We start from the raw sequence: 22845 nt of genomic DNA on the forward strand, positions 1-22845 counted from the left end.
CCCCCCGGTGCGGCTCGTGCTGGCCTCGGCCAACCCGGACAAGGCTGCGGAGATCGCGGCCATCCTGGGGGAGGGCGTCGAGCTGGTGCCGAGGCCGGTCGGCGTGCCCGACGTGGTGGAGGACGCCGACTCCCTCGAGGGGAACGCCCGCCTGAAGGCGGTGGCCCTGGTGGCGGCGACGGGCGAGCCGGCGGTCGCGGACGACACCGGCCTCGAGGTCGACGCCCTCCGGGGCGCCCCGGGGGTCCGGTCGGCGCGCTACGCCGGCGAGGGCGCGAGGTACGCCGACAACGTGGCCCGGCTCCTGCGGGAGCTCGCCGGGGTGGCGGGACCAGCGCGCACGGCGCGGTTCCGCACGGTGGCCCTCGCCCGGTTCCCCGACGGCCGTGAGGTGACGGCCGAGGGCGTGGTCGAGGGCGTGATCACCGAGGCACCGGCCGGTGCCGGCGGGTTCGGCTACGACCCGGTCTTCGCGCCCCTGGAGGGCGACGGCCGGACCTTCGGGGAGATGACGGCGGAGGAGAAGCACGCCGTCTCGCACCGGGGCCGGGCCTTCCGGGCGCTGGCGGCGCGCCTGCGGGCCGGCTGAGCGCGGCGCCCCCACCCCACCCCACCGCGTTCTGTGCACCGGGAACGCCGGAAAGCGGCCTTGGCCGTGCACAGAACGCGGGGCGCCCGAAATGGGCGGCGGCCCGGCGCGCGCCCTGGCCACGATGGCGACCATGACCTGGGACGGCACCTTGGCCCGCATCGCCGTCGCCCAGCACGGCCTCGTCACCCGCCAACAGGCGATCGATGCCGGCGTTCCCCCGGCCGCGCTGCGCCGCCGGGCGGCCAGGGGTGCCCTGTGCGCCGTGCACCCCGGGGTGTTCCGAGTCAGCGGGGCTCCCGCCACCTTCGAGGCGCAGCTGCTGGCGGCCTGCCTCGCCGCCGGCCCTGGCGCGGCCGCCTCGCATCGGGCCGCCGCGGTCCTGTGGTGCCCGGGCACGGCCGACCTGGCACCGCTCGAGATCACCGTGCCGGCGAGCCGTGGCCCCCGGCTCCAGCGGGTGATCGTCCACCGCTCCCGCGACCTGTCGGCGGGCCACATCACGTCCCGGATGCTGGTGCCGGTCACGAGCCCGCTCCGCACCCTGGTCGACCTCGGCGCGGTGTCCTCACCGGACGACGTGGAGCACGTCCTCGACGCCATGCTCGCCCAGCGGCTGGTCTCGGTAGCGGGCGTCCGGCTCACCCTCGGTCAGCTGGGGCGACGCGGACGTCACGGCGCGGGCGTGCTGCGCGGCGTCCTCGACCGCCGGGTGCTGGGCGACGAACGCCCCGAGAGCGTGCTGGAGGCGCTCATGGCCCGGCTGCTGCGGGATCACCGACTGCCCGCCGCGGTGTTCCAGCACGAGATCCACGACGATCAGGGGCGCTTCGTCGCCCGCGCCGACTTCGCCTACCCCGAGCTGAAGGTGGTGATCGAGGTCGACGGGTTCTCCAGTCGCACCGACCGTGGGAGCTTCCAGCGCGATCGCACCCGACAGAACGACCTCGTGGAGCTGGGCTGGCTGGTGCTGCGCTTCACGTGGTCCGACGTCGTGGCGCGCCCCGACCGGGTGGCCGCGAGGATCCTCCGCGTCCTGTGCACCCGAACGGCTGCATGACGGCCGTCGCGGTGCACGCAACGGCGGGCGGCCTTCACCAGCCGCGCAGGTCGACCTCCCACGTCTCGATCACCTCGTCGCCGCGCGCCAGGTGCAGGCGGTCGTGCATGGCGACCGTGGGGTCGACGTGGGCCGGGAGGACGCGCACCCGATCGCCGGCGGCGACCGGGACAGACGGGGCGAAGGTGGTGTGCTCATCGGAGCAGAACCACACGGTCGCGCCGTCGATCGTGGGGTTGCCGTGATCCATGCCGAGCGACTTGAGGCCGGTGTCGCACACCGCCCACCCGGGCGACACCGACACCACGGTCGACACGACCGACAGCGCCTGCGCGAAGGGGAGGCCGAGCTTGGCGTAGGCGGTGTCCATCAGGGCGTACGAGCCGGCCTGGATCTCGGTGGCCGCTCGGTTCAGGTCGTAGGTGCCGGTGCCACCGGCGGAGATGACGTCGCCGCCGACCTCGGCGTGAGCGGCCCGGAGCAGCGACATGCTCTGCTCGACGGCCTGGGCCCGCTCGGCCCGGTCCTCGGTGATCATGGCGTGACCCTCGTAGCCCATCACCCCACGCACGGCGAGCCCCCGGGCTCGCGCCCGCGCCGCCAGACGGCCGGCGTCGTCGGGGGCGCAGCCGCACCGGGGCAGGCCCACGTTCACGTCGACGAGCACCTCGCGCAGGCCGGCCGTGAGGGCGGCCTCGATGGTCGCCTCGGAGTCGACGGCGACGGTGACGCGCGCGTCGAGGCCGGCCAACAGCCGGAGGCGATCGGGGTCGAGCACCTCGTTGGCGAGCAGCAGGTCGTCGCCCAGGCCGGCCCGGGCCATGCCGGCCACCTCTCGGGCGGTGGCGCAGCAGAAGGCGCGGTGGCCGGCGGCGGCCTGCTCGAAGGCCAGGGCCGTGCACTTGTGGGCCTTGACGTGCGGTCGCAGGCTGACCCCGGGCCGGGCGGACGCCATGGTGGCCAGGTTGGCGTCGAGCAGGTCGGCGTCGACGACGAGGGCCGGGGTGGGCAGGTCGTGGATGCGCATCGGCCCGACGCTAGGCGGGGGGTGCGGGCGGGGGGACTCGAACCCCCACGGATGTACCACCGGGACCTAAACCCGGCGCGTCTGCCAGTTCCGCCACGCCCGCGTGGCCTTCTGCCAGGGCTGATGTCTAGCCCACGGGGGGCTCGACGGTGACGTCGCCCGGCGGCTCCTGGACGCGCGGTTCGGTCCGAGCGACGTGCTGGCGGCATCGGCCTCGCTGCAGCGATCGCTCGTCCGGCGACTGGCCGCTCCCGGGGTCGAGGGCGGCGCCGTGTACGACGGCCTCGTCGGCCTGACCGCCGCACAGCACGGCGAGACCCTCCTCACCCGCGACCGCCGGGCGATCCGCACGTACGAGCTCCTGGGCGTCCGGTACGAGGTCGTCGGGCCGTGACCCGGCGCGGGCCCGGCCCGGCTCGGGCCCGGGATGCGGAGGTGGGCGTGGCACGCCGAGCACGCCGGGCGTCGGTGCGGGGCGGGCCGGCCGCTAGCCTCGCGGTGATGGCTCCCGACCTCCCGCCCCTCAGCGCCCAGGACGTCCCCAGCGTGTTCGGCGAGCGCGCCGTGTTCGACCGGCTGCTCAAGGAACGCATCGTGTTCCTGGGCACCGACGTCACCGACGACGTCGCCAACCTCATCACGGCCCAGCTGCTGTACCTCGAGGGCCAGGACCCGGGCAAGGACGTCTGGCTGTACATCAACTCGCCGGGTGGCTCCATCACGGCCGGGATGGCGATCTACGACACGATGCAGTTCGTCCGGTGCGACGTGAACACCATCTGCCTCGGGCTGGGCGCCTCGATGGGGCAGTTCCTGCTGTGCGCGGGCACCCCGGGCAAGCGCTACGCCCTGCCCCATGCCCGGATCATGATGCACCAGCCGTCGGGCGGGATCCGTGGCCAGGCGTCCGACATCGCCATCCAGGCCGAGCAGATCGCCTACGTGAAGAAGCTGATGGCCGAGCGGATCGCCTTCCACACGGGCCAGTCGCTGGAGCAGGTCGAGCAGGACTCCGAGCGCGACCGGTGGTTCACGGCCGAGGAGGCCAAGGAGTACGGGATCATCGACCACGTGATCGTGAAGCGCGGCGAGATGATCTGACCCCGGCGGCCCGGGCCGGTCGGCGCCGCCCGCTGGCGGGCCGCCCGGTCAGCCGGACGCCTGCGTGCAGGAGGCGTCCGGCCCCTGGCGCTCGGCCAGCACGTTGCCGTTGGCGTCGTTCACCTCGATGGTGGTCTCGTCGGCCCTCGGGTTGGCGTCGGAGTAGGCGATCTCGGCCGTGGCCTCGCAGATCTCCAGGCCTGCCGGGATCGACTCGTCGGCGGTCGCCAGGTCGGTGTCGACGTACAGCTCGGTCCCGCCGATCAGCCCCACGCCGGTGACCGCCCCGAACCACGGCGCACCCGAGTACGACGTCTCGAAGTGGTCGAGCACGGCCGAGGTGTCGAGGCTCTCGGGCGGTTCGGTGCTCGTGGTGCTGGCGGCCGTCGTGGTCGTCGTGTCGGCGTCGGTGGTGCCGGTGGTGCCGGTGCCCGTGTCCCCGGCGTCGGAGCTGACCCCGGTGTCCAGCTCGATCCCGCACTCCTCGCTGGCGTAGACGGCGAGGTCGTCCGAGGCTTGCTGCACCTGCGGGTCGAGGATGGCGGTGAAGGCCGCGGCGAAGGCGTCGGGGTCGCTGGGGTCGGTGTCGGCGAGCAGCCTGATCACGTCACGCAGCGTCTCCACGTCGTCGCGCACCTCGGCGGGCGCGGCCTCGGCCAGGTCGTCGAGCTGCTGCACGGCGGCCTCGGCGACCTGCGCGTCGGTGAGGTCTCCCCCCAGGGCGTCGTCGGCCTGGAGCCCCCGCAGCTGGTCGCAGAACGAGGCCGTGGCGCCACCGCCGTCGTCGCCGCACGCGGCAGGGACGACCGCCAGGGCGGCCAGGGCGAGCAGGGCGAGGGCTCGGCGCACGTCCCGGGTCTAGCACCAGCCGGACGAGGTGTCGCGCGCCTCGCCGTCGTGCCACGCTGCATTCCCGATGGGCGTCGTCCGGGGGCTGCTCGCAGGGCTGGGGGGAGCCGGGGCCCTCGCGCTGGCGGTGGTGGCGGGGGGTGCCGGTGCCGGTGCCGGCGCGCCCTCGGCGGGCCGGGGGCTGCCCCCGGCCGTGGCCTGGGGACCGGGGCCGACCCCGGTCCGGGCGGCCGGGCCCAGCCGGCACGCCGCGGCGCCCGTCGTGGCGCCACCAGCCGCCGCCGACCCCGACGCACCGGGCCGGATCCTGATGGAGGGGGAGGACATGCCCAACCCCTTCGTGCTGGTGGAGGATCGCTACTACCTGTACGCGACCCAGCGTGAGCACCTCGGGACCATCCTCAACGTGCCGGTGCGGACGTCGATCGACCTCATCCGGTGGGACCTGGTCGCCGACGCCCTGCCCGAGGTGCCGGCGTGGGCAGAGCCCGGCGCCACCTGGGCGCCCGACGTGCGGCATCTCCCCACCGGCTACGTCCTGTGGTTCACGGCCCGCCTGCGCGGGGTGCAGCCGGACACCAAGTGCATCGGCGTGGCGGTCGGCGCCGGCCCCCTCGGCCCGTTCACGGCCCGGCCGGAGCCCATCGTCTGCCAGCGGGAGCGTCGGGGTTCGATCGACCCCCGCAGCTTCGTGGCGGCCGACGGGTCGCTGTGGCTGCTGTGGAAGTCGGACGACAACGCCGACGTGGCCGGTGCCGCCCACGCCACGATCTACAGCCAGCGCCTGGCGCCCGACGGCCTGTCGCTGGTCGGCGAGCCGGTGCGGCTGCTCGAGGCCGACCAGGCGTGGGAGGGGCGCATCGTCGAGGCCCCGCAGCTCGTACGGGTGCGCGACGAGCACTGGCTCTTCTACTCCGGCAACTGGTTCAACCAGCCCTCCTACGGCATCGGGGTGGCCCGCTGCGCCGGTCCCGTCGGCCCCTGCACGAAGCCGGTCGACGGGCCGTGGCTGGGGTCGAACGGCCAGGGGGAAGGGCCCGGTGAGGCGTCGGCGTTCCGTGACCGCGACGGCACCGACCACCTGCTGTACGCGCCGTGGGCCCAGGCGTACCGCACGCCCACGGTGCGGCCGGCCGTGCTGGCGCGCCTCGCCTTCGGGCCCTTCGGGCCCTACCTGGCCGCGGGCGGGCCGGGCGCCTAGCGGGCGCCGGCCGGCGCGTCCTGCGCCGCCCGGCCCCGATCGCGCAGGTCGGCGACGGCGTGGCCGAGGCCCTCCGGGTCGCGGAACAGCGCGGTGCCGGCCACGAGGAGGTTGGCGCCGGCCCCGGCGGCACCGGCGACCGTCTCGGCGCCCACCCCGCCGTCCACCTCGACATCGACGTCGAGGCCGGCCGCGTCGATCATCCGCCGCACCTCGGTGATCTTCGCCTCCATGGCGGGCAGGTACGCCTGGCCGCCGAAGCCGGGGTTCACCGTCATCACCAGCACCAGGTCGACCAGGTCGAGCACGTGGGCCACGTGGGCGGCGGGGGTGGCCGGGTTGAGGGCCACGCCGGCCCGAGCCCCGCACTCCCGCACGTGGCCGAGGGCGCGGTGCAGGTGGACGTTGGCCTCGGCGTGCAGGATGACGATCTCGCAGCCCGCCTCGACGAACCGCGGCACGAGCGGGCCGGGCTCGTGGACCATGAGATGGGCCTCGAACGGCACCGACGTGTGCCCCCGGGCCGACGCGATGACGTCGGGCCCGACGGTGATGTTGGGCACGAACCGGCCGTCCATCACGTCCCACTGGATCCGATCGACGCCGGCCGCCTCCAGCGCGGCCACCTCGGCGCCCAGTCGGGCGAAGTCGGCGGGCAGCACCGAGGGGATGATCTCGATCGGCCGGACCATGACGACGACGATACGGGATCCGTTCGCGGCGCCGTACGCTCGGGCCTCGTGCCCGGCCCCGAACCGCTCGTGCTCGTCACGGAGGGCGCGGTGGCCGGTGGGGCCGCCCTCGCCCGGCACGAGGGTCGGGTGGTCTTCGTCGAGGGGGCGCTGCCGGGCGAGCGGGTCGTGGCGGAGGTGTTCGACGAGCGGCGTGACTTCGCCCGGGCCCGGGTGGCGAGCGTGCTCGACGCGAGCCCGCACCGGGTGCCGCCCCCGTGCCCCCACGTGGCCGCCGGCTGCGGCGGCTGCGACTGGCAGCACGCCGACCCGGCGGCCCAGCCGCGTCTGAAGGGCGAGCTCGTGGTCGACGCCCTGCGACGTCTCGGCAAGGTGCCCGACCCTGTCGTGCGGGTCGGGCCGCCCCTCGCCCCGGAGGGCTTCCGGACGACCGTGCGCCTCGCCGTGCATCGAGGTCGCGTGGGCTTCCGTCATCGCGGCAGCCACGAGGTCGTTCCTGTCGGTCGCTGCCTCGTCGCCCACCCGCTGGTGCAGGCCGTGCTCGACGAGCTCGAACCGGGCCGGGCCCGCGAGCTCACCGTCCGGGCCGGGGCCCGCACCGGTGAGCAGCTGGTGCTGGCCACGCCCACCGCGGGCGGCGTGCGCGTGCCCGAGGGCGTGGTGCTCGTCGGGCGGGACGAGCTCCGCCGGGGCCGGCGGGCCGCCTACCACGAGGAGGTCGGTGGTCGCCGGTACCGGATCGCGGCCACCTCGTTCTTCCAGACCCGCGCCGACGGCGCCGACGCCCTGGTGGCGGCGGTGGCCGACGCGCTGGGCCCCCCGCCCGGCGGCGACGCCCGCCTGGTCGACGCGTACTGCGGGGTCGGTCTGTTCGCCGGGGCCCTGGCCGCCGGGGCCGGGCAGCCGGGGTGGCGGGTCGTCGCCCTCGAGTCGCACCGCGCCGCCGTGGCCGACGCCCGGCACAACCTCGACGATCGCCAGGCCCGGGTCCTCGGCACCGACGTCGGGCGCTGGCGGCTCCAGCCGGCCGACGCGGTGGTGGCCGACCCGTCCCGGCGGGGCCTCGGCCGTGACGCCGCCGCCGTACTGGCCGCCACCGGCGCCACCCGGCTGGTGCTGGTGGCGTGCGACGCCGCCGCCCTCGGTCGCGACGTCGCCCTGCTGGCCGGGCACGGCTTCGGCCTGGCCGACGCCGTGCTGGTCGACCTGTTCCCCCAGACCTCGCACGTCGAGGTGGTCGCCCGGTTCGACCGTGGGTGAGTCATCCGGTGGCGCCGGCGGCGCCGTACGACTCCCGATGGCCGGGCGCTCCGACGATCTCACCTCCGCGAGCGACGCGTCGCTCGTCGTCGCCATCGGGCGCTACCGCCAGGCCGCCCTGGCCGAGGCCTACCGCCGCCACGGTGGTGCGGTGTTCGGCCTGGCCCGGCGGCTGCTCGGTGACCCGGTCAAGGGGGAGGAGATCGTGCAGGAGGTCTTCCTGCGCTTGTGGCAGCGGCCCGAGGCCTTCGACCCCGACCGGGGCTCCCTGCGCTCGTACCTGCTCGCCACCACGCACGGGCGGGCGGTCGACCTGCTGCGCTCCGAGGGCTCGAGGCGTCGGCGTGAGGAGCGCGACGCCCTCCTCACGGCCGAGGCCGGCTACGACCTCGAGCGGGAGGTGTGGGACCTGTCCGTCTCGGAGCGGGTCCAGCAGGCCGTGGCCGCGCTGCCCGACGGGGAGCGGCGGGCGATCGAGCTGGCGTACTTCCGTGGGTACACCTACCGGGAGGTGGCGGGGCTGCTCGACGAGCCGGAGGGCACCGTGAAGAGCCGCATCCGCGCCGGCCTGTCGCGGATGCGGTCCGCGCTGGTCGAGTCGGGCCTCGGAGCGGGAGGTGGCCCGGCGTGGGACTGACCCACCGAGAGATCGAGGACCTCCTCGGCGCCCACGCCCTCGACGCCGTCGACCCCGACGAGCGCGCCGTCGTCGAACGCCACCTGGCCGGCTGCCCGCGCTGTCGGGCCGAGGTGGTCGAGTACCGGGAGGTGGCGGCGCTGCTCGCCCACGGCGGCGGGCCCGCGCCGGCAGGGGTGTGGGACCGCATCGCCGACGGGCTCGACGAGGGCGTGGCGCCCGTCGCCCCTCCCGTGCTGGGCCGCGGTCCGGACGACGCGCCGGTGGTGGTGCTCGCCGACCGGGCCCGGCGCCGGGGCCGGCTCGGCCCGGGCCGGATCGGTCTGGCGGCGGCCGGTGTGGCCGCGGCAGCGGTGATCGGCGTGCTGGGGTGGCGGGTGGTCGAGCAGGACCGGCGCCTCGACGAGCTGGCCACCAGCATGGGCGACGACGCCATGGCCCGGGCGGCCAGCGTGGCGATGGCCGATCCCGACTCGCGCCACGCCGAGCTGGCCGCGCCCACCGGTGAGATGGAGGCCGTGGCGGTGGTGACCGTGGAGGGTGACGCCTACCTGTTGGGCGACCGGCTGCCCAGCCTGCCCGCCGATCGCACGTACCAGCTCTGGGGCGTTCTCGACAGCGGCGAGGTGGTGTCGCTGGGGTTGCTCGGCAACCGGCCCGGGGTCGAGGCGTTCCACGCCCCGGCCAACGTGGGCACCCTCGCGGTCACCGACGAGCCCGCCGGGGGCGTGGTGGTGTCGGGTGCCCCGCCGATGGTGGTCGGCGAGCTGGCGTAGCCGGCTCTACGTGCGGGACTGCTTCCAGTCGTCGAGGTGCTGGTGGAAGTCGCCCCACTGGTCAGCGTCGACGGCCAGGTGGGCGGTGGCCGGCTCGGTCGTCAGGGGTTCGGCCGCCGCGGGCGCGGCTGCGGCCTCGATGTCGGACACCCTGCGGTAGGCCCGCTCGCCGGCACGGCGCTCGGCCCGCTCGGGCCGGTGTGACCACTCGACCCAGATCACCGCGATCCAGCCCCACAGCCACAGGTCGCCGCCCACCTTCATGATGGCGCCCGCGAGCTGCTGGTCGAACGTGTCGGTGATGCCGCCCACCTGCGGCGCGAGCTCGTACAGCCGGTAGATGGGGAAGGTCGCCCAGGTGAGGAACCCGGCCGGCACCAGGGCGGGCACCGACACCACGAACAGGTAGACCATCTTCATGGGGTCGGTGAATCGGTCTTCCTCGAGGGGGCCCCGCACCGGCCACCACATGAGCAGCCCCCCGACCACCCACACCAGGTCGAGCCCGAACGAGCCCAGCTGGTTGCCGCGGAGGCTGTCGACCGTGATCGGCATCTGGGTGAGGAGGAGCACGGCCGTGGCGATCAGCACGCCAGGCACGAACCGGGTGACCGCGTGGAGGACGCGGCGGAAGCGGCCCTCGCCCACCACCCGGCGGGCCAGCCAGTCGGGGATGCCCTTCAGCAGCAGCGGCGGGGCCACGTAGACCATGAGGAGGTACTGGATCATGTGGGCGAAGGCCAGGTAGCCCGTGCCGAGCGTGCCGATCGGCCAGTCGAGGGCCACCCAGAGCACCACCAGCCCCGACACGAACCAGGCCACCTGGCGCCGGGTGACCGCGGCGTGGGGAGGATCGCCGGGGCGGCCGGGCCGGGTGACGCCCCGCAGGTAGACGGCCCCGATGCCGAGCAGGAACAGCCACACCCCGGGGTAGGCGCGCCAGGTCCAGCTCCAGGGCTCCTTCAACGCCGAGCACCACCAGCTCACCGGATCAGTCTGGCCCATCGGCGCCCCGCAGCCGAAGTCGGCCGGAGCGGGGCGTCAGGGGCGGCGCTCGACCCGGCCGTAGCCGTCGCGGTGCAGGGCCGTGATCCGGTCGAGGTCGAGCAGCGAGCCGCCGATGCGCACGGTGCCCTCCCCGAGGTCGACCTCCTGGAGTGGCCCGGCGATGGCCAGCGGGAGCGTCGTCTCCACCGTGATGCGCTCGCCCCCGTCCAGCGCGGCCAGCAGGTGGGCCTCGAAGGCCGGCACGGTGCGCGCGACCAGTTTGGTGCTGGTGGACGACACCATGGTCCCCCTCCGCGGTCTTGGCGCCACTGAACCGTCCCGGGGTGTCGGCGTCCAGGGACTCTCGTCACTGGCGGACAGGCCGGAGGGCTCTGGGGAGATGGTGCATCCGCGCTACGCGCGCCTGGTGCGCCCCCTGGGATTCGAACCCAGAACCTGCGGATTAAGAGTCCGTTGCTCTGCCGTTGAGCTAGAGGCGCGGCGAGTTGGGCAGTGTAGTCGGCCGCGGCTGCGGCCTTCCCGGCGGCCCTCGGCGCGCGGGCACACCGAGGGCCGCCCGCGAACGGGCGGCCCTCGGGGCACGTGGGTGACCGAGGGGACTCGAACCCCCGACCTCCAGGGCCACAACCTGGCGCTCTAACCACCTGAGCTACGGCCACCAGGGAGCGTCAAGCATGGCACAGGGCGGCGGTGCCGCCGCGCGAGGCTGGCGCCGGTGGAGAGCGCCGCCGAGCCTCGGGTGAGCCGGAACGTGAAGGTGCTCGGCCTCGTGTCGTTCTTCCAGGACACGGCCAGCGAGATGCTCTATCCCGTCCTGCCGCTGTTCCTCACGGGCGTGCTCGGCGCCCCACCCTCGGTCGTCGGGTTGATCGAGGGCGTCGCCGAGGGCACCGCGTCGGGGATGCGGGCGGTCTCCGGTCGCCTGGCCGACCTGCGCCGCCGGCGGCCTCTCATCGCCACCGGTTACGGCGTGTCGTCGGTCTCCAAGCTGCTCATCGGCTTCGCCTTCGGCTGGCCCCTCGTGCTGGTGGCCCGCTTCGTCGACCGCGTCGGCAAGGGGCTGCGGGGACCGCCCCGTGACGCTCTCATCGCCGACGACAGCACCGGCGGTCAGCGCGGCCGGGCCTTCGGCTTCCACCGCGCCGCCGACACCGCCGGCGCGGTGGTCGGTCCGCTCCTCGGGCTGGCGCTGTACGAGCTGCTGGGGCAGCGCATCCGGCCGCTGTTCTTCGTGGCCTTCGTGCCGGCCGCCATCAGCGTGGGCCTCATCTTCCTGGTGCACGAGCGGCCCCACCCGATCCACCGGGGGGCGCACGGCACCGCCTCCCGCCGCGACCTGCCCACGGGGTACTGGCGCGTGCTCGTGTTCCTCACCGTGTTCGGTCTCGTCAACTTCTCGGACGCCCTGCTGATCCTCCGGGCCAAGGAGCTGGGCCTCGGGTTCGCGTCCATCGTCATCGTGTACACCCTCTACAACGTCGCCTACGCGGCGTTGAGCTACCCGGCCGGCGCGGTGTCCGACCGGCTGCCGCGACGCCTCGTGTTCGCGGCCGGCCTGGCCGTGTTCGCGGTGGCGTACACCGGGCTGGGCGCGGCCTCGTGGGCCGGCTGGGTGTGGGTGCTGCTGCCGCTCTACGGCTGCTACACGGCGCTGACCGACGGCGTGGGCCGGGCCTGGCTGGCCGACTTGGTGCCGCCCGGCCTCGTCGGCACCGGCTTGGGGCTCCAGGCCGGGGTGGGCGGTGTGGCGGCGTTCGTCGCCGGGGTGTGGGCCGGGCTGGCCTGGGGGGGCACCGGCCAGGTGCCGCTCCTGATCTCGGGGATCGCCGCCGGGGTGCTCGCGGTGGTGCTCGCCGCCGGCGGGGCGCGCCTGGAGGGGGCAGCGGGTCGCCACGTACGCTCGGCGTGACGCCCCTGTAGCTCAGGCGGACAGAGCAGCGGCCTTCTAAGCCGACGGTCGGGGGTTCGAATCCTCCCAGGGGCGCCGAGCAGCACGTCAGCGCCAGGTGGCCGAGCTACGCGCCTGGCACGATTGACCCGTGAAGGTCTTCGTCCGCGTCCCGTGCGAGCGGGCATGAGCCGCACCCTCACGTCGCTGCCGGCGGCCGACGGCTTCCGCATGCCGGCGGAGTTCGAGCCCCACGCCGGCACGTGGATGGCGTGGCCGGAGCGGCCCGACAACTGGCGCCTCGGGGCCAAGCCGGCCCAGGAGGCCTTCGCCCGCGTGGCCGAGGTGATCGCCGAGAGCGAGCCGGTGACCATGGCGGTGAGCGACCGGCAGTTCGACCACGCCCGCAGCGTCCTCTCGCCGGCCGTCCGCGTCGCCGAGCTGTCCACGAACGACTCGTGGATGCGCGACATCGGCCCCACGTTCGTGGTCGACGGCCGGGGCGGCCTGCGGGGGGTCGACTGGGTGTTCAATGCCTGGGGAGGGCTCGACGGTGGCCTGTACTTCCCGTGGGACCTCGACGACCGGGCCGCCCGGAAGGTGCTCGAGATCGAGCGGGCCGACCGCTACCGGGCGCCGCTGGTGCTGGAGGGCGGCTCGATCCACGTCGACGGGGAGGGAACCCTCCTCACCACCGAGGAGTGCCTGCTCAACCCCAACCGCAACCCGTCGCTCACCCGCCAGGAGATCGAGCGGCACCTCCGTGACCACCTGGGGGTGGAGAAGGTGGTGTGGCTCGGCGCCGGGGTGTTCGGCGACGAGACCGACGGCCACGTCGACAACCTGTGCTGCTTCGTCCGGCCCGGGGTGGTGGCGCTCACCTGGACCGACGACACGAGCGATCCGCAGCACGCCATCTCGCTCGACGCCCGGCGCCGGCTGGAGGCGGCCACCGACGCCCGGGGCCGCTCCTTCGAGGTCCACCTGCTGCCCTCGCCGGGGCCGCTGCCGATCACCGACGAGGAGTCGGGCGGGGTCGACGCCGTGGTGGGCACGATGCCTCGCCGCGCGGGCGATCGGCTGGCCGGCTCGTACGTCAACCTCTCCATCGCCAACACCCGGATCGTGCTGCCCCTGCTCGACGAGCGCCACGACGACCGAGCCCGCGACGTGGTGGCCGCCCTGTTCCCCGACCGGCAGGTGGTCGGCGTGCCGGCCCGGGAGATCCTCCTCGGTGGGGGCAACGTGCACTGCATCACCCAGCAGGTCCCGGCGGCGTAGGCGGTCGCCGTGCGCATCGTCGTCGCCCTCGGCGGCAACGCCCTGCTGCGGCGGGGCGAGGCCATGACGGCCGACAACCAGCGGCACAACGTCCGGGTGGCCTGCGAGGCGCTGGCCCCCCTGGCCCGGGCGCACCAGCTGGTGGTGAGCCACGGCAACGGCCCCCAGGTGGGGCTGCTCGCCCTGCAGGGCGCCGCGTACGGCGAGGTGGAGACGTACCCGCTCGACGTGCTCGACGCCCAGACCGAGGGGATGATCGGGTACCTCATCGAGCAGGAGCTGGGGAACCTGCTCCCCTCCGGCGCCGAGCTGGCGACCATCCTCACCATGGTCGAGGTCGACCCTGCCGACCCTGCGTTCGGCGACCCCGGCAAGCCGATCGGCCCCGTCTACACCCGCGAGCAGGCGGATCGGCTCGTGGCCGAGCGGGGGTGGGCCGTGAAGCCCGACGGCAGCGGCTTCCGCCGGGTCGTTCCCTCGCCCCTCCCGCAGCGGATCTTCGAGCTCCGGCCGGTCCTGTGGCTGTTGGAGCGGGGCTGCGTGGTGATCTGCGCCGGCGGCGGCGGCATCCCCACCCGGCGCGAGGAGGGGTCGAGCGGTCCGGCCGGGCGCCGGCTCACCGGGGTGGAGGCGGTGATCGACAAGGACCGGGCCAGCGCCCTGCTGGCCCGCGACCTGGCCGCCGACGTGTTCGTGATGGCCACCGACGTCGACGGGGTCTACGAGGGGTGGGGTGGTCCGGGGGCACGGCGCATCCGCCGGGCCCACCCGGGCTCGCTCGACCCCTCCGCGTTCGCGGCCGGTTCGATGGGCCCCAAGGTCGAGGCCGCCGTCGACTTCGCGTCCCGCACCGGCGGCCTGGCGGGGATCGGGTCGCTGGCCGACGTGGCCGCCATCGTGCGAGGCGAGGCCGGCACCGTGGTGACGACCGCGGCCATCGGCATCGAGTGGGCCTGACCCTGCCGATCCGGTCCTACGGGGTGGGTGTCGCGTCGCCGATGGCGTCCAGGCGCTCGGCCCGGTAGACGATCCAGGTGGGGCCGCCGTCGACTCGCAGGGTGAACACCGGGTCCCCGTCCTGGCCGTCCTCGGCGGGCACGACCTCCACGATCTGGGCCGAGAGCCCCTCGGGCCGGCCGGCGAGGGCGCCGTCGACGATCAGCACGTTGCCGTTCGACAGCCGGTCGGCGTCGCCCACGAACCCGGCGAAGGCGGGCTGGCCGTCCACCACCGAGCGGTGCTCCCACAGCTGCTCGACCCACCAGCCGGCGGGGTCGGTCGCCTCGTCGTGCACCCGCAGCAGCACCGCCCGGCTCTGCGAGGGCTCCGGCCCTCCGGCCTGGGTGGTGCCCGGTCGGAGGTTGCCGTTGTCGTACAGCAGGATCGTGCCGTCGGGCTGCACCTCGGGCGCGTGCTGGTGGCGGGGCCACGTGGCGCCCTCCCCGAGCCTCAGGGTGCCGTTCGGCCCGAGCCGCCAGATCAGCTCGCCGTCGTCGGGCCCGCCTCGCCGGATCGCCAGGATCGAGTCGAGGTGACGCACCGAGACCAGCAGGGCGTCGCGGGTCTCGTCGAGCACCACCGCGTTGGCGTGGGTCCAGTCCCGAGGGCCCTCGCCTCCGCGGCCGTACATCCAGTTCGGGAACACGTTGGCGAAGGGGAGGCCGCACACCCCGGCCGGTGAGGGGTCGGTCACGGGGTCGAAGTAGTCGAACAGGCTCCACCGCCGCACCACGTCGCCGCTGTCGGGGTCGAACTCCACCACCTGGTCGCCGATCAGGTCGTAGGAGCCGTCGAAGGTGGCGGGATCCTCGCCGCAGCGGGGCCCCTCGAAGCCCGGCACCGTGCGCAGCTCGGTGGAGAGGATGGCGTGGTCCCCGTCGGGGAGCACCGTGTGCTCGTGGTGCATGGAGTCGACGTCGACCACCACGGCCTGGTCGCCCACGATGGGACGGCCGAAGGCGTCCTCCTCCAGGGGGCCGCCGGCGGCGACGAGCCGGCCGGTCCACTCCCGCACCACCTGCCCGCTCCAGTCGATCTCCCGTGCCGCGGTGTCGTTGTACTCGTACAGCAGGTTGCCGTTCTCGAGCTGGCGGACGTCGCCGATCGGGTGGGGTGCCCGGTGGAACCAGACCACCTCGCCGGTGGCGTCCACCGCCACCAGCGTGCCCTCGTCGCGGGGCTCCTCGCCGGGTGGGCCCACGTCGATCAGGTTGAACAGGGTCACGCCGGGGGCCATGCGGGTGGGGTCCGAGGTCACGGTGAAGGGCGGGAGCCCCTCGGGGAGGGGTGGGGTGCGCACGAGGAGAGGCTCCTCGTCGTCCCGGGGCTCGTCGCCGGCGGCGCCGACCTCCACCTCGTACTCGGTGTCGGGGTGCAGCCCGACGAGCACCAGGCGGTGGTCGGTGGCCGGCTCGGTCGACCCGGCCCGGACCTCGTGGCCGCCGCCGCGGGCGACCACCTCGATCCCGACGTCGGTGTCGGAGCCGGCCCGGACCTCTGCCGCCAGCGTGTCGTCGCCGACGACCACCGACACGTCCCGGAGGCCCTCGCTGCCCTCTGCGGGGGAGGTGCAGGAGGCGAGCAGGGCGACCGCGGCCAGGGCGGCCGCCGAGGCGAGCGTCGACGTCAGGGCCCGGGTCCGAGTCACCCCGACGTTCTAGCGGCCGGCGCGGGCCTTCGCGCCGTCGGAGGCGCCATCAGTCGATGCGGTAGGGGATCACCACCTCGGTGCGCGGCACCTCGCCGGCGGTGGGGTCGTTGAGGTAGTGCTCCCAGCCCATCTCCGTGGGCGTCCCGCCGTGGGCCTCGATCCAGGCCGTCACGGCCTCGTAGGCCGCGCCGACGGCGTCGTAGGGCCCCTCGTGCAGGGTGACGGCGGCCGGGCCGGCGGGGAGGGCCGAGGCCTCGACCCGCCCCTCCGGCTCCACCCGCCCGGTCACGGCCACGCCGGCCTCGACGTCGAAGCGGCCGTCACCGGCGAGGGTGTAGCGGGCGAAGGGCGGCCCGGCCGGAGCGATCCCCGACCGGCCGAGCAGGCCGAACACCTCGCCGAAGGCGCCGCCGACGAAGGGGCCGATCTCCTCGACGCCCACGTCACGGGCGCGCACCACCGCCGTCGGCTGCTCGGCCAGCTCGCGCCCTTCGACCTCGTAGCGCATGGGACACCTCCCGGGTCGGGCCCATCGTCGCGCCGCCGGGGCGTGCTTGACTCCGCCCGATGGCCACCCACGAGCGAGAGCGCACGGAGCCGGGCGACCTCTGCCGGCCCGATGGGCGCACCCTCGACCCGGCGGCGCTCGGATGGGCGCGTCGCCCGCTCCTCCGGGCGAACCTGCGGGGAGGGTGGGGTCGCACCAAGCGCTGGGACTACTGGGCGATCCTGGCCGGCGACCTGGCCGTCGCGGTGACGTACGCCGACGTCGACTACCTCGGGATCGCCGCGGTCTGGTGGGCCCACCTGCCGAGCGGGCGGACGGGCGGGCGGGAGCTGACGGTGCCGTTCGCACGCGGGCTCCACCTGCCCGAGGTGCCGGGCCACGAGCCGCTGCGCTGGGAGGGGCGGGGGCTGCACCTCGAGCTCACCGACGACGGGGACGGGACCCGCCTGGTGGGGGCCTGGCGGGAGCGGGACGGCCGTGCCGGCCTGCTGGACGCCACGGTCGCCCTGCCGGTCGGCCACGAGTCGCTCGACGTGGTGATCCCGTGGAGCGAGCGGCGGTTCCAGTACACGTCCAAGCACCAGGCCCGACCGGCGCGGGGCGAGCTGGTCGTCGGCGACCAGCGCACCCGGTTCGGCGGCGAGCACGGCGAGGCCTGGGGCGTGCTCGACGTGGGCCGGGGCCGGTGGCCGTACCGCACCTGCTGGAACTGGGGCGGCGGCGCCGGCCGGGCGACCGGCGGTGCGGTGGTCGGGCTCCAGCTCGGGGGGAGGTGGACGGAGGGCACCGGCTCCACCGAGAACGGGATCCTCGTCGACGGCCGGCTCACCAAGGTGGGCGAGGAGCTGGAGTGGGCGTACGAGTGGGACGCCCCGCTGCGTCCCTGGCGGGTGCGGGCGCCCGGTGGCGGCATCGACCTCACCCTGGCGCCGATCCACGACCGGCACTCGCGAACGAACGTGCTCCTGCTCGCCACCGAGGTCCACCAGGTGTTCGGGCGATGGACCGGTACCGTCGTCACCGACGAGGGCGACGAGCTCCGCCTCGCCGGCATCCAGGGCTTCGCCGAGGAGTCGCGCTCCCGCTGGTGAGCGGTGTGTGCCGCGTCAGGCCGGCTGCTCGTGCACGAGCAGGAGCTCGCGGTAGTACTCGGGGCCGTGCCCGCCGGCCTCGGTGGTCGCCATGAAGTCCGACAGCACCTCGACGAAGCGCTCGGGCTGCTCGGCGTGGGGGAAGTGGGCCGAGCCCTCGAAGACCTCGAGGCGGCTGCCGGGGATCGCCTCGTGGGCCGCGTAGGCGTGGGCGACGGGGATGATGTCGTCCTTGTCGCCCCACACGATCAGGGTGGGCATCCAGGCGGCCAGGTACAGCCGGTCCATGGCGCTCACCACCTGCCCGCCGGGGTCGATGACGGAGCGGATCGTGCGCAGGAATGCCTTGCGGTTCGGGGAGTCGGCGAGCGAGGCGTAGGCCCGCCACATCTCGTCGACGCGGGCCGACCGGACCCCCCGGCGGTGCAGGACCTGGCCGACGTCGTTCCCCCGGTCGCGCAGGAAGGGGGGGAAGAAGAGGGGCATCAGGTACTCGAAGCCGGGCAGGGCGAACATCCGCAGCAGCCAGCTCACCTGGCGGCCCAGGCCGCCGCTGCCGACCAGCACGAGGCGCTCGCAGCACTCGGGGTGCTGGTAGGCGAGCTGCATGGCGACGCCGCCCCCGAAGGAGTGGCCGACCACCGTCACCCGGGCGATGCCGAGCACGCCCAGGAGGTCGCGCATGCCGCTGGCGTAGGCGCCCAGGGAGTAGTCGCCCATGGGTTTGGCCGACTCGCCGTGGCCGATGAGGTCCGGGGCGAGCACGGTGTGGTCGCGGGCGAGCGCGGGCATCACCTCTCGCCAGGTGCGGGAGCTGCCCGCGATGCCGTGGAGCAGCAGGATCACGGGCCCCTGCCCACCGGTCCGGTAGCCGACGTCGTGGCCGTGGATCGCCACGTGCTGCAGCTCGAAGCTCGCCATGACCAACTGTGGCGCCGCGAGGGCCGCCGTTGTCGAGAGGCGGAAGTCCTCTCGCACCCGTTCTCTGGCGGTTTCGCCACCTCCAGGGTGGTCGGCTCGGCGGAGAACGGCCACCGGCCCGGGGGGCCTTGCCGCCCCGGGATCGGGGGCGCAAGGTGGAGGGGGAGGCGACACAGACGATGACCGACACGATGTCCGAGCGGGACGGGTCCCCGACCGTCGAGGTGCGCGTGTTCCGCCGGGGAGACCTGGTCCACCGCGAGCTGTGCGAGACCGAGGAGGAGGCCGCGCTGGTCGTCGACGAGTGGTCCGAGCTCGACGGGGTCACCTGCGAGGTCGACGACCTGTCCGAGCGCCACCGGGGCGGCGACATCCTCGAGCCGCTGCCGCCGGAGCCATTGGGCGAGGAGTATCCGCCGACCGCCGGTTGACAGGGCCCGCCGGCGACGAGGAGGTGCGGCGTGGACGGCCCTGACCGGCCCTCGTTGGCGCGCCTGGTCGAGGCCACACCCGTCAGCCGCGACCGCCTGGTCGACTTCCTCCGTGCCGCCAGCATCGTCGTGGTGGTGCTGGGCCACTGGCTGATCGCCACGGTCGTCCGCCAGGGCCAGGACGGGGACCTGGTCGGCGAGAACGCGCTGGTGGCCATGCGATGGCTGCAGCCGGCGACGTGGGGGTTCCAGGTGATGCCGGTCTTCTTCGTGGTCGGTGGGTTCTCCAACGCCCGCTCGCTCGCCGGTGCGCGCACCACGGTCCGCTCCTACCTGGTGCGCAGGATCGATCGACTGCTGCGACCGACGCTGCTCTTCGTCGCGGTGTGGCTCGGGCTGGCCGCGATCCTGGGCGCCACGGCGATCCCGGACCGCACCGTGGCCGAGGCGGCCAAGGTCGCGGCGCAGCCCCTGTGGTTCCTGGCCGTGTACCTCGTCGTGGTGGCGCTGGCCCCGGGCCAGCTGGCGGTGCACCGTCGCCACCCCTGGCTGGCCCTGGTCGCCCTCCCGGCCGTCGTGGTCGGTCTCGACGTCTGCCGGTTCTCGGACACCGCAGCGTGGCTCGCCCTCGCCAACTACGTGGCCGTCTTCCTGTTCGCCCAGGAGCTGGGGTTCCACGACGCCGACGGCATGGCCGACCGGGTGAGCGGTCGGCGTGCCGCCGCCGGTGCCGTGGCGTCCGGCGGCGTCCTGCTGGTGCTGACGGCGCTCGGCCCGTACCCGGTGAGCATGGTGGGGCTGCCGGGGGACGCGGTGTCGAACATGAGCCCGCCGACGGTGTGCGTGCTGGTCCTGACGGTGCTCCAGTGCAGCGTCCTGCTGCTGGTGCGGCCCGGCCTGCAGCGCTGGCTCCGGCGGCCGATGGTCTGGGGCGCCACGATCGCGGTGAACCTGGTGGTGCTCACGCTGTTCCTCTGGCACCTCACCGCCTTCGTCGCCGCCTCGGCGGGGCTGGTCGGCCTGGGCGTGCCCCTCGAGGAGGCCGGCACCCCCGGTTGGTGGGTCACCAAGGCGCTGTGGATCGGGTGCTCTGCCCTGGTGCTCGCGGCCCTGGTGGCCGTCGCCTCGCCGGTCGAGCGGCGCAGCGGGAGGGAGCCGGCGGCGGCGCCCCCGCCGGTGTGGCTGCTGGTGGTCGCGGTGCTGCTGGCCGTTCGGGGGCTGGCCGGCCTGGCGTGGAGCGGGTTCGACGACGTGCTCACCCCGGCCGGCCGGGCCGTGTTCACCACGCGCGTCAGCCCGCTCGCCGCAGGCGTCCTGGTGGCCGTGGGCTGGCTGGTCAGCCGGCCCCTGCCCGTCAGGCGTAGAGGCGCTCGATCTCCTCGGCGTGGGCGGCGATCACCCGCGCCCGGCGCACCTTCAGCGTCGGCGTGAGCTCGTCGGCCTCGAGGAGCAGGTCCCGTGGCAGCACGGTGAAGCGCTTGACCGCCTCGGCGTGGGAGACGGACGCGTTGGCGTCCTCGATGGCCCGCTGGATCTCGGCATGGAGGGCGGCGTCGTCGAGCAGGTCGGCCGTCGTGGTGCCGGGGTGCCCGTGCGCCGTGGCCCAGTCGGCCACGGCATCGGCGTCGAGGGTGACGAGGGCGGCGATGTAGGGGCGGCCCTCGCCGACCACCAGCGCCTGGCTCACCAGCGGGTGGGCCCGGATGCGGTCCTCGAGCGGCGCCGGGGCGACGTTCTTGCCGGCAGCCGTCACGATGAGGTCCTTCTTGCGGCCCGTGATGCGCAGGAAGCCGTCGCCGTCGATCTCGCCCACGTCGCCCGTGCAGAACCAGCCGTCGTCGGTGAACACCTCGGCGGTGGCGTCGGCGTTGTTCCAGTAGCCGGGGAACACCTGTGGTCCCTTGGCCAGCACCTCGCCGTCGTCGGCGATCCGGATCGTGGTCCCCGCGACGGGGCGCCCGACGGTTCCGGGCTTCCAGGCCCGGGCCGTGTTCACGGTGAGCGTGGGGCTGGTCTCGGTGAGGCCGTAGCCCTCGAGCACCTTCACGCCCACGCCGTTGTAGAAGTGCGTGAGCCGCTCGCCCAAGGGCCCACCGCCGGAGAAGGCGAAGCGCATGCCGCCGCCGAAGGCGTCGCGGATCCGCCGGTAGACGAGCCGGTCGAAGACGCCGTGCGCCAGCTGGGTCGGGGGGCGCACCCGCCCCGAGGCCGCCTGGGACGACCAGCGGCTGGCCACGCTGGCGGCGAGGTCGAAGATCCGCCCCTTGCCCTCGTGGTGGGCCTTGTGCTGCGCCCCGTTGAAGACCTTCTCGAACACCCGGGGCACGCCCGTGAAGAGCGTGGGCTGGGCCAGCGGCAGCTCCTCGGGGAGGTGCGCCAGGTCGGTGGCGAACGCCGTCACGAGCCCCCGCTCGGCACCGACGAGGAAGTTGACCTTGGTGAGGGAGTGGGCGAGGGGCAGGAAGAGGATGCCGCGGTCGTCGTCGACCACCATGTCGGCCACCGCGTCCAGCGTCTGGCGGGCGTTGCTGCGCAGGTTCCGGTGCGTGAGCAGACACCCCTTCGGCCGGCCGGTGGTGCCCGACGTGTAGACGATCGTCGCCGGGTCGTCGATTCGGATGGCGGCGATCCGCTCGTCGATGGCTGCGTCCGGCAGGCCGGCGCCACGATCGGCCAGCAGGTCGAGCCCGCCGTCGTCCATCACGAACACCTCCCGGCAGTCGGGCGTGCCCGCGGCCACCTTCTCGTGGAGCGCCCGCATCTCCGGCGTCTCCACGACCAGGGCCACGGCGCCGGAGTCAGCCAGGATCCACTCGATCTGCTCGGCCGACGACGTCTCGTAGATCGGCACCGTGACCGCCCCTGCGGCGAGGATGCCGTAGTCGACCAGCACCCACTCGTAGCGGGTGTGGCTCATCAGGGCCACCCGGTCCCCGGGCCGCACGCCGACGCCGAGCAGCCCGCGCGCCAGGGCGCGGGCGCGCCCCACCACCTCCGCGGTGGACACCTCGGCGAACCGGTCGCCCGACCGGTAGGCGAGCATCGGCCGTCCCGGGTTCCGGCGGGCCCGTGCCAGGACGGGCTCCAGCAGGTGCTCGTGGTCGCCGAGCTCGATCGTGCCCGCCCCCGTCACCTCTCGCATGGCCGCACCCCCCTCGTCGCGTGCTGTCTGCCCTCATCGTGCGCCCGCGACGGGCCAGGGGGAAGGGGCGTTCCGGAGGTGCGGATCGTCAGGCGGGAGAGGTGGCCACGCCCAGGGTCATCCAGCTCCACGGCTTGGGGCCCGAGGCGTACCGCTCCTGCACCGAGACGAGCTCGAAGCCGGCCTGCTCGACCAGCGCCGCCGGCGCTCGGGTGAGGTGGCAGCCGTCGGCCAGGCGCTTCTGCAGCGGCTCGATGCGCCGCTGCCACGCGGCCACGCCGGGCTCCGGGGAGAGGCCGTGCTCGAGGAAGTGGAGCGTGCCACCGGGGCGCAGCACTCGGCGGACCTCGGCGAGGGCCCGCTGCACGTCGGGGATCGTGCACAGCGTGAAGGTGGACAGGGCGGCGTCGCACGAGTGGTCGTCGAGAGGGATCGACTGGCCGTCGAGCCCCACGTGCTCGACAGGGATCGGCGAGGCCGCCACGCGCTCGGCGGCCAGCTTGCGGGCCGTGAGCGCCGGCTCCACCGCGTAGACCAGCTCGACCTCGTCCGGGTAGACGGGGACGTTCAGCCCGGAGCCGAAGCCGATCTCGACCACGCGGCCCCGTAGCCCGGCGAGCGCCTCGGCCCGGAAGCGGCGCAGCTCGGGCGTGCCGCAGGCGAGCTCGACGAGCCGCGGCAGGACGTGATGGCGATACAGACCCACACTCCACCGTACCGGCCGCACGGTCGT

General features: G+C 74.7%; 24 protein-coding genes and 4 tRNA genes. 15 read left to right on the forward strand and 13 right to left on the reverse strand.

The annotated features are described in order from the left end of the window. Positions 1-7: 7 nt before the first annotated feature. Entirely contained in the window at positions 8-589 is a 582-nt protein-coding gene (locus tag IPM45_15440; protein MBK9180931.1) for a non-canonical purine NTP pyrophosphatase, read from the forward strand. A 133-nt stretch (positions 590-722) separates the two neighbouring features. Further along, positions 723-1649 (forward strand): DUF559 domain-containing protein, encoded by a 927-nt coding sequence (locus tag IPM45_15445; GenBank protein ID MBK9180932.1) that lies wholly within the window; start codon positions 723-725, stop codon positions 1647-1649. Between the two features lie 34 nt (positions 1650-1683). Here IPM45_15445 and IPM45_15450 read toward each other — a convergent pair whose 3' ends face one another. Both IPM45_15450 and IPM45_15455 read right to left on the reverse strand, forming a co-directional pair. Then, complete coding sequence (locus tag IPM45_15450) at positions 1684-2676, reverse strand: alanine racemase (protein MBK9180933.1); 993 nt, start codon at positions 2674-2676, stop codon at positions 1684-1686. Positions 2677-2698: 22 nt separating this feature from the next. Further along, positions 2699-2779 (reverse strand) — tRNA-Leu (locus IPM45_15455). 93 nt (positions 2780-2872) lie between these two features. Between IPM45_15455 and IPM45_15460 the strand changes: the two genes are divergently transcribed. Further along, on the forward strand, positions 2873-3070 hold the full coding sequence (locus tag IPM45_15460; protein ID MBK9180934.1) for a hypothetical protein: 198 nt from the start codon (positions 2873-2875) through the stop codon (positions 3068-3070). Between the two features lie 107 nt (positions 3071-3177). Beyond that, on the forward strand, positions 3178-3777 hold the full coding sequence (locus IPM45_15465) for an ATP-dependent Clp protease proteolytic subunit (GenBank protein ID MBK9180935.1): 600 nt from the start codon (positions 3178-3180) through the stop codon (positions 3775-3777). 48 nt (positions 3778-3825) lie between these two features. Here the strand turns inward: IPM45_15465 and IPM45_15470 are convergent, their stop codons facing one another. After that, positions 3826-4626: a hypothetical protein gene (locus tag IPM45_15470; protein MBK9180936.1), complete on the reverse strand. Its 801-nt coding sequence runs from the start codon at positions 4624-4626 to the stop codon at positions 3826-3828. Between the two features lie 67 nt (positions 4627-4693). Here IPM45_15470 and IPM45_15475 point away from each other — a divergent pair, with 67 nt between their 5' ends. Continuing rightward, positions 4694-5827 carry a family 43 glycosylhydrolase gene (locus IPM45_15475; protein MBK9180937.1) on the forward strand — a complete coding sequence of 378 codons (1134 nt, stop codon included), beginning with the start codon at positions 4694-4696 and terminating at the stop codon, positions 5825-5827. On the opposite strand, the gene rpe is transcribed toward IPM45_15475, so the two are convergent. After that, positions 5824-6519, reverse strand: coding sequence for a ribulose-phosphate 3-epimerase (rpe, locus tag IPM45_15480; GenBank protein ID MBK9180938.1), 696 nt, complete (start codon positions 6517-6519; stop codon positions 5824-5826). The genes IPM45_15475 and rpe overlap by 4 nt on opposite strands. A 48-nt stretch (positions 6520-6567) precedes the next feature. On the opposite strand from rpe, the gene IPM45_15485 reads away from it, so the two are divergent. Genes IPM45_15485 through IPM45_15495 form a run of 3 tightly spaced genes read left to right on the forward strand, consistent with a single transcriptional unit; the run spans position 6568 to position 9192 of the window. Then, positions 6568-7779 carry a class I SAM-dependent RNA methyltransferase gene (locus IPM45_15485; protein MBK9180939.1) on the forward strand — a complete coding sequence of 404 codons (1212 nt, stop codon included), beginning with the start codon at positions 6568-6570 and terminating at the stop codon, positions 7777-7779. 37 nt (positions 7780-7816) lie between these two features. Beyond that, positions 7817-8416 carry a sigma-70 family RNA polymerase sigma factor gene (locus IPM45_15490; protein MBK9180940.1) on the forward strand — a complete coding sequence of 200 codons (600 nt, stop codon included), beginning with the start codon at positions 7817-7819 and terminating at the stop codon, positions 8414-8416. Next, positions 8407-9192 carry an anti-sigma factor gene (locus IPM45_15495; GenBank protein ID MBK9180941.1) on the forward strand — a complete coding sequence of 262 codons (786 nt, stop codon included), beginning with the start codon at positions 8407-8409 and terminating at the stop codon, positions 9190-9192. The genes IPM45_15490 and IPM45_15495 overlap by 10 nt, the downstream gene beginning before the upstream one ends. A 6-nt stretch (positions 9193-9198) precedes the next feature. On the opposite strand, the gene IPM45_15500 is transcribed toward IPM45_15495, so the two are convergent. The 4 genes from IPM45_15500 to IPM45_15515 form a co-directional block, all read right to left on the reverse strand. After that, positions 9199-10179, reverse strand: a complete 981-nt coding sequence (locus IPM45_15500) for a cytochrome c oxidase assembly protein (protein ID MBK9180942.1) — start codon at positions 10177-10179, stop codon at positions 9199-9201. Between the two features lie 54 nt (positions 10180-10233). Then, positions 10234-10479 (reverse strand): hypothetical protein, encoded by a 246-nt coding sequence (locus IPM45_15505; protein ID MBK9180943.1) that lies wholly within the window; start codon positions 10477-10479, stop codon positions 10234-10236. 125 nt (positions 10480-10604) lie between these two features. After that, positions 10605-10679: transfer RNA gene (locus IPM45_15510), tRNA-Lys, on the reverse strand. 106 nt (positions 10680-10785) lie between these two features. After that, positions 10786-10859 (reverse strand) — tRNA-His (locus IPM45_15515). Positions 10860-10999: 140 nt separating this feature from the next. On the opposite strand from IPM45_15515, the gene IPM45_15520 reads away from it, so the two are divergent. The 4 genes from IPM45_15520 (at position 11000) to arcC (ending at position 14326) form a co-directional block, all read left to right on the forward strand. Beyond that, a complete protein-coding gene (locus IPM45_15520) occupies positions 11000-12109 on the forward strand; it encodes an MFS transporter (GenBank protein ID MBK9180944.1) in 1110 nt (369 codons plus the stop codon). 1 nt (position 12110) lies between these two features. After that, positions 12111-12184 (forward strand) — tRNA-Arg (locus IPM45_15525). Between the two features lie 90 nt (positions 12185-12274). Beyond that, positions 12275-13369, forward strand: a complete 1095-nt coding sequence (aguA, locus tag IPM45_15530; GenBank protein MBK9180945.1) for an agmatine deiminase — start codon at positions 12275-12277, stop codon at positions 13367-13369. 9 nt (positions 13370-13378) lie between these two features. Continuing rightward, positions 13379-14326 (forward strand): carbamate kinase, encoded by a 948-nt coding sequence (gene arcC / locus IPM45_15535; GenBank protein MBK9180946.1) that lies wholly within the window; start codon positions 13379-13381, stop codon positions 14324-14326. 16 nt (positions 14327-14342) lie between these two features. Here arcC and IPM45_15540 read toward each other — a convergent pair whose 3' ends face one another. Both IPM45_15540 and IPM45_15545 read right to left on the reverse strand, forming a co-directional pair. Beyond that, positions 14343-16016, reverse strand: coding sequence for an aryl-sulfate sulfotransferase (locus IPM45_15540; protein MBK9180947.1), 1674 nt, complete (start codon positions 16014-16016; stop codon positions 14343-14345). A gap of 49 nt (positions 16017-16065) precedes the next feature. Then, positions 16066-16527, reverse strand: coding sequence for a GyrI-like domain-containing protein (locus tag IPM45_15545; protein ID MBK9180948.1), 462 nt, complete (start codon positions 16525-16527; stop codon positions 16066-16068). Positions 16528-16586: 59 nt separating this feature from the next. Between IPM45_15545 and IPM45_15550 the strand changes: the two genes are divergently transcribed. Then, the gene (locus tag IPM45_15550) at positions 16587-17618 is read left to right on the forward strand and encodes a DUF2804 domain-containing protein (protein MBK9180949.1); all 1032 of its coding nucleotides are present in this window, start codon (positions 16587-16589) and stop codon (positions 17616-17618) included. Between the two features lie 15 nt (positions 17619-17633). Here the strand turns inward: IPM45_15550 and IPM45_15555 are convergent, their stop codons facing one another. Further along, complete coding sequence (locus IPM45_15555) at positions 17634-18539, reverse strand: alpha/beta fold hydrolase (protein ID MBK9180950.1); 906 nt, start codon at positions 18537-18539, stop codon at positions 17634-17636. 179 nt (positions 18540-18718) lie between these two features. Here IPM45_15555 and IPM45_15560 point away from each other — a divergent pair, with 179 nt between their 5' ends. Next, on the forward strand, positions 18719-18970 hold the full coding sequence (locus IPM45_15560) for a hypothetical protein (protein ID MBK9180951.1): 252 nt from the start codon (positions 18719-18721) through the stop codon (positions 18968-18970). Positions 18971-19000: 30 nt separating this feature from the next. Further along, positions 19001-20401 carry an acyltransferase gene (locus tag IPM45_15565; protein MBK9180952.1) on the forward strand — a complete coding sequence of 467 codons (1401 nt, stop codon included), beginning with the start codon at positions 19001-19003 and terminating at the stop codon, positions 20399-20401. On the opposite strand, the gene IPM45_15570 is transcribed toward IPM45_15565, so the two are convergent. Next, positions 20325-22112, reverse strand: coding sequence for a long-chain fatty acid--CoA ligase (locus IPM45_15570; GenBank protein ID MBK9180953.1), 1788 nt, complete (start codon positions 22110-22112; stop codon positions 20325-20327). The genes IPM45_15565 and IPM45_15570 overlap by 77 nt on opposite strands. Before the next feature lie 88 nt (positions 22113-22200). Continuing rightward, positions 22201-22818, reverse strand: coding sequence for a class I SAM-dependent methyltransferase (locus tag IPM45_15575; GenBank protein ID MBK9180954.1), 618 nt, complete (start codon positions 22816-22818; stop codon positions 22201-22203). Positions 22819-22845 lie beyond the last annotated feature (27 nt).

Source organism: Acidimicrobiales bacterium, from assembly GCA_016716005.1.
In the GTDB taxonomy this organism is placed as follows: domain Bacteria; phylum Actinomycetota; class Acidimicrobiia; order Acidimicrobiales; family JADJXE01; genus JADJXE01.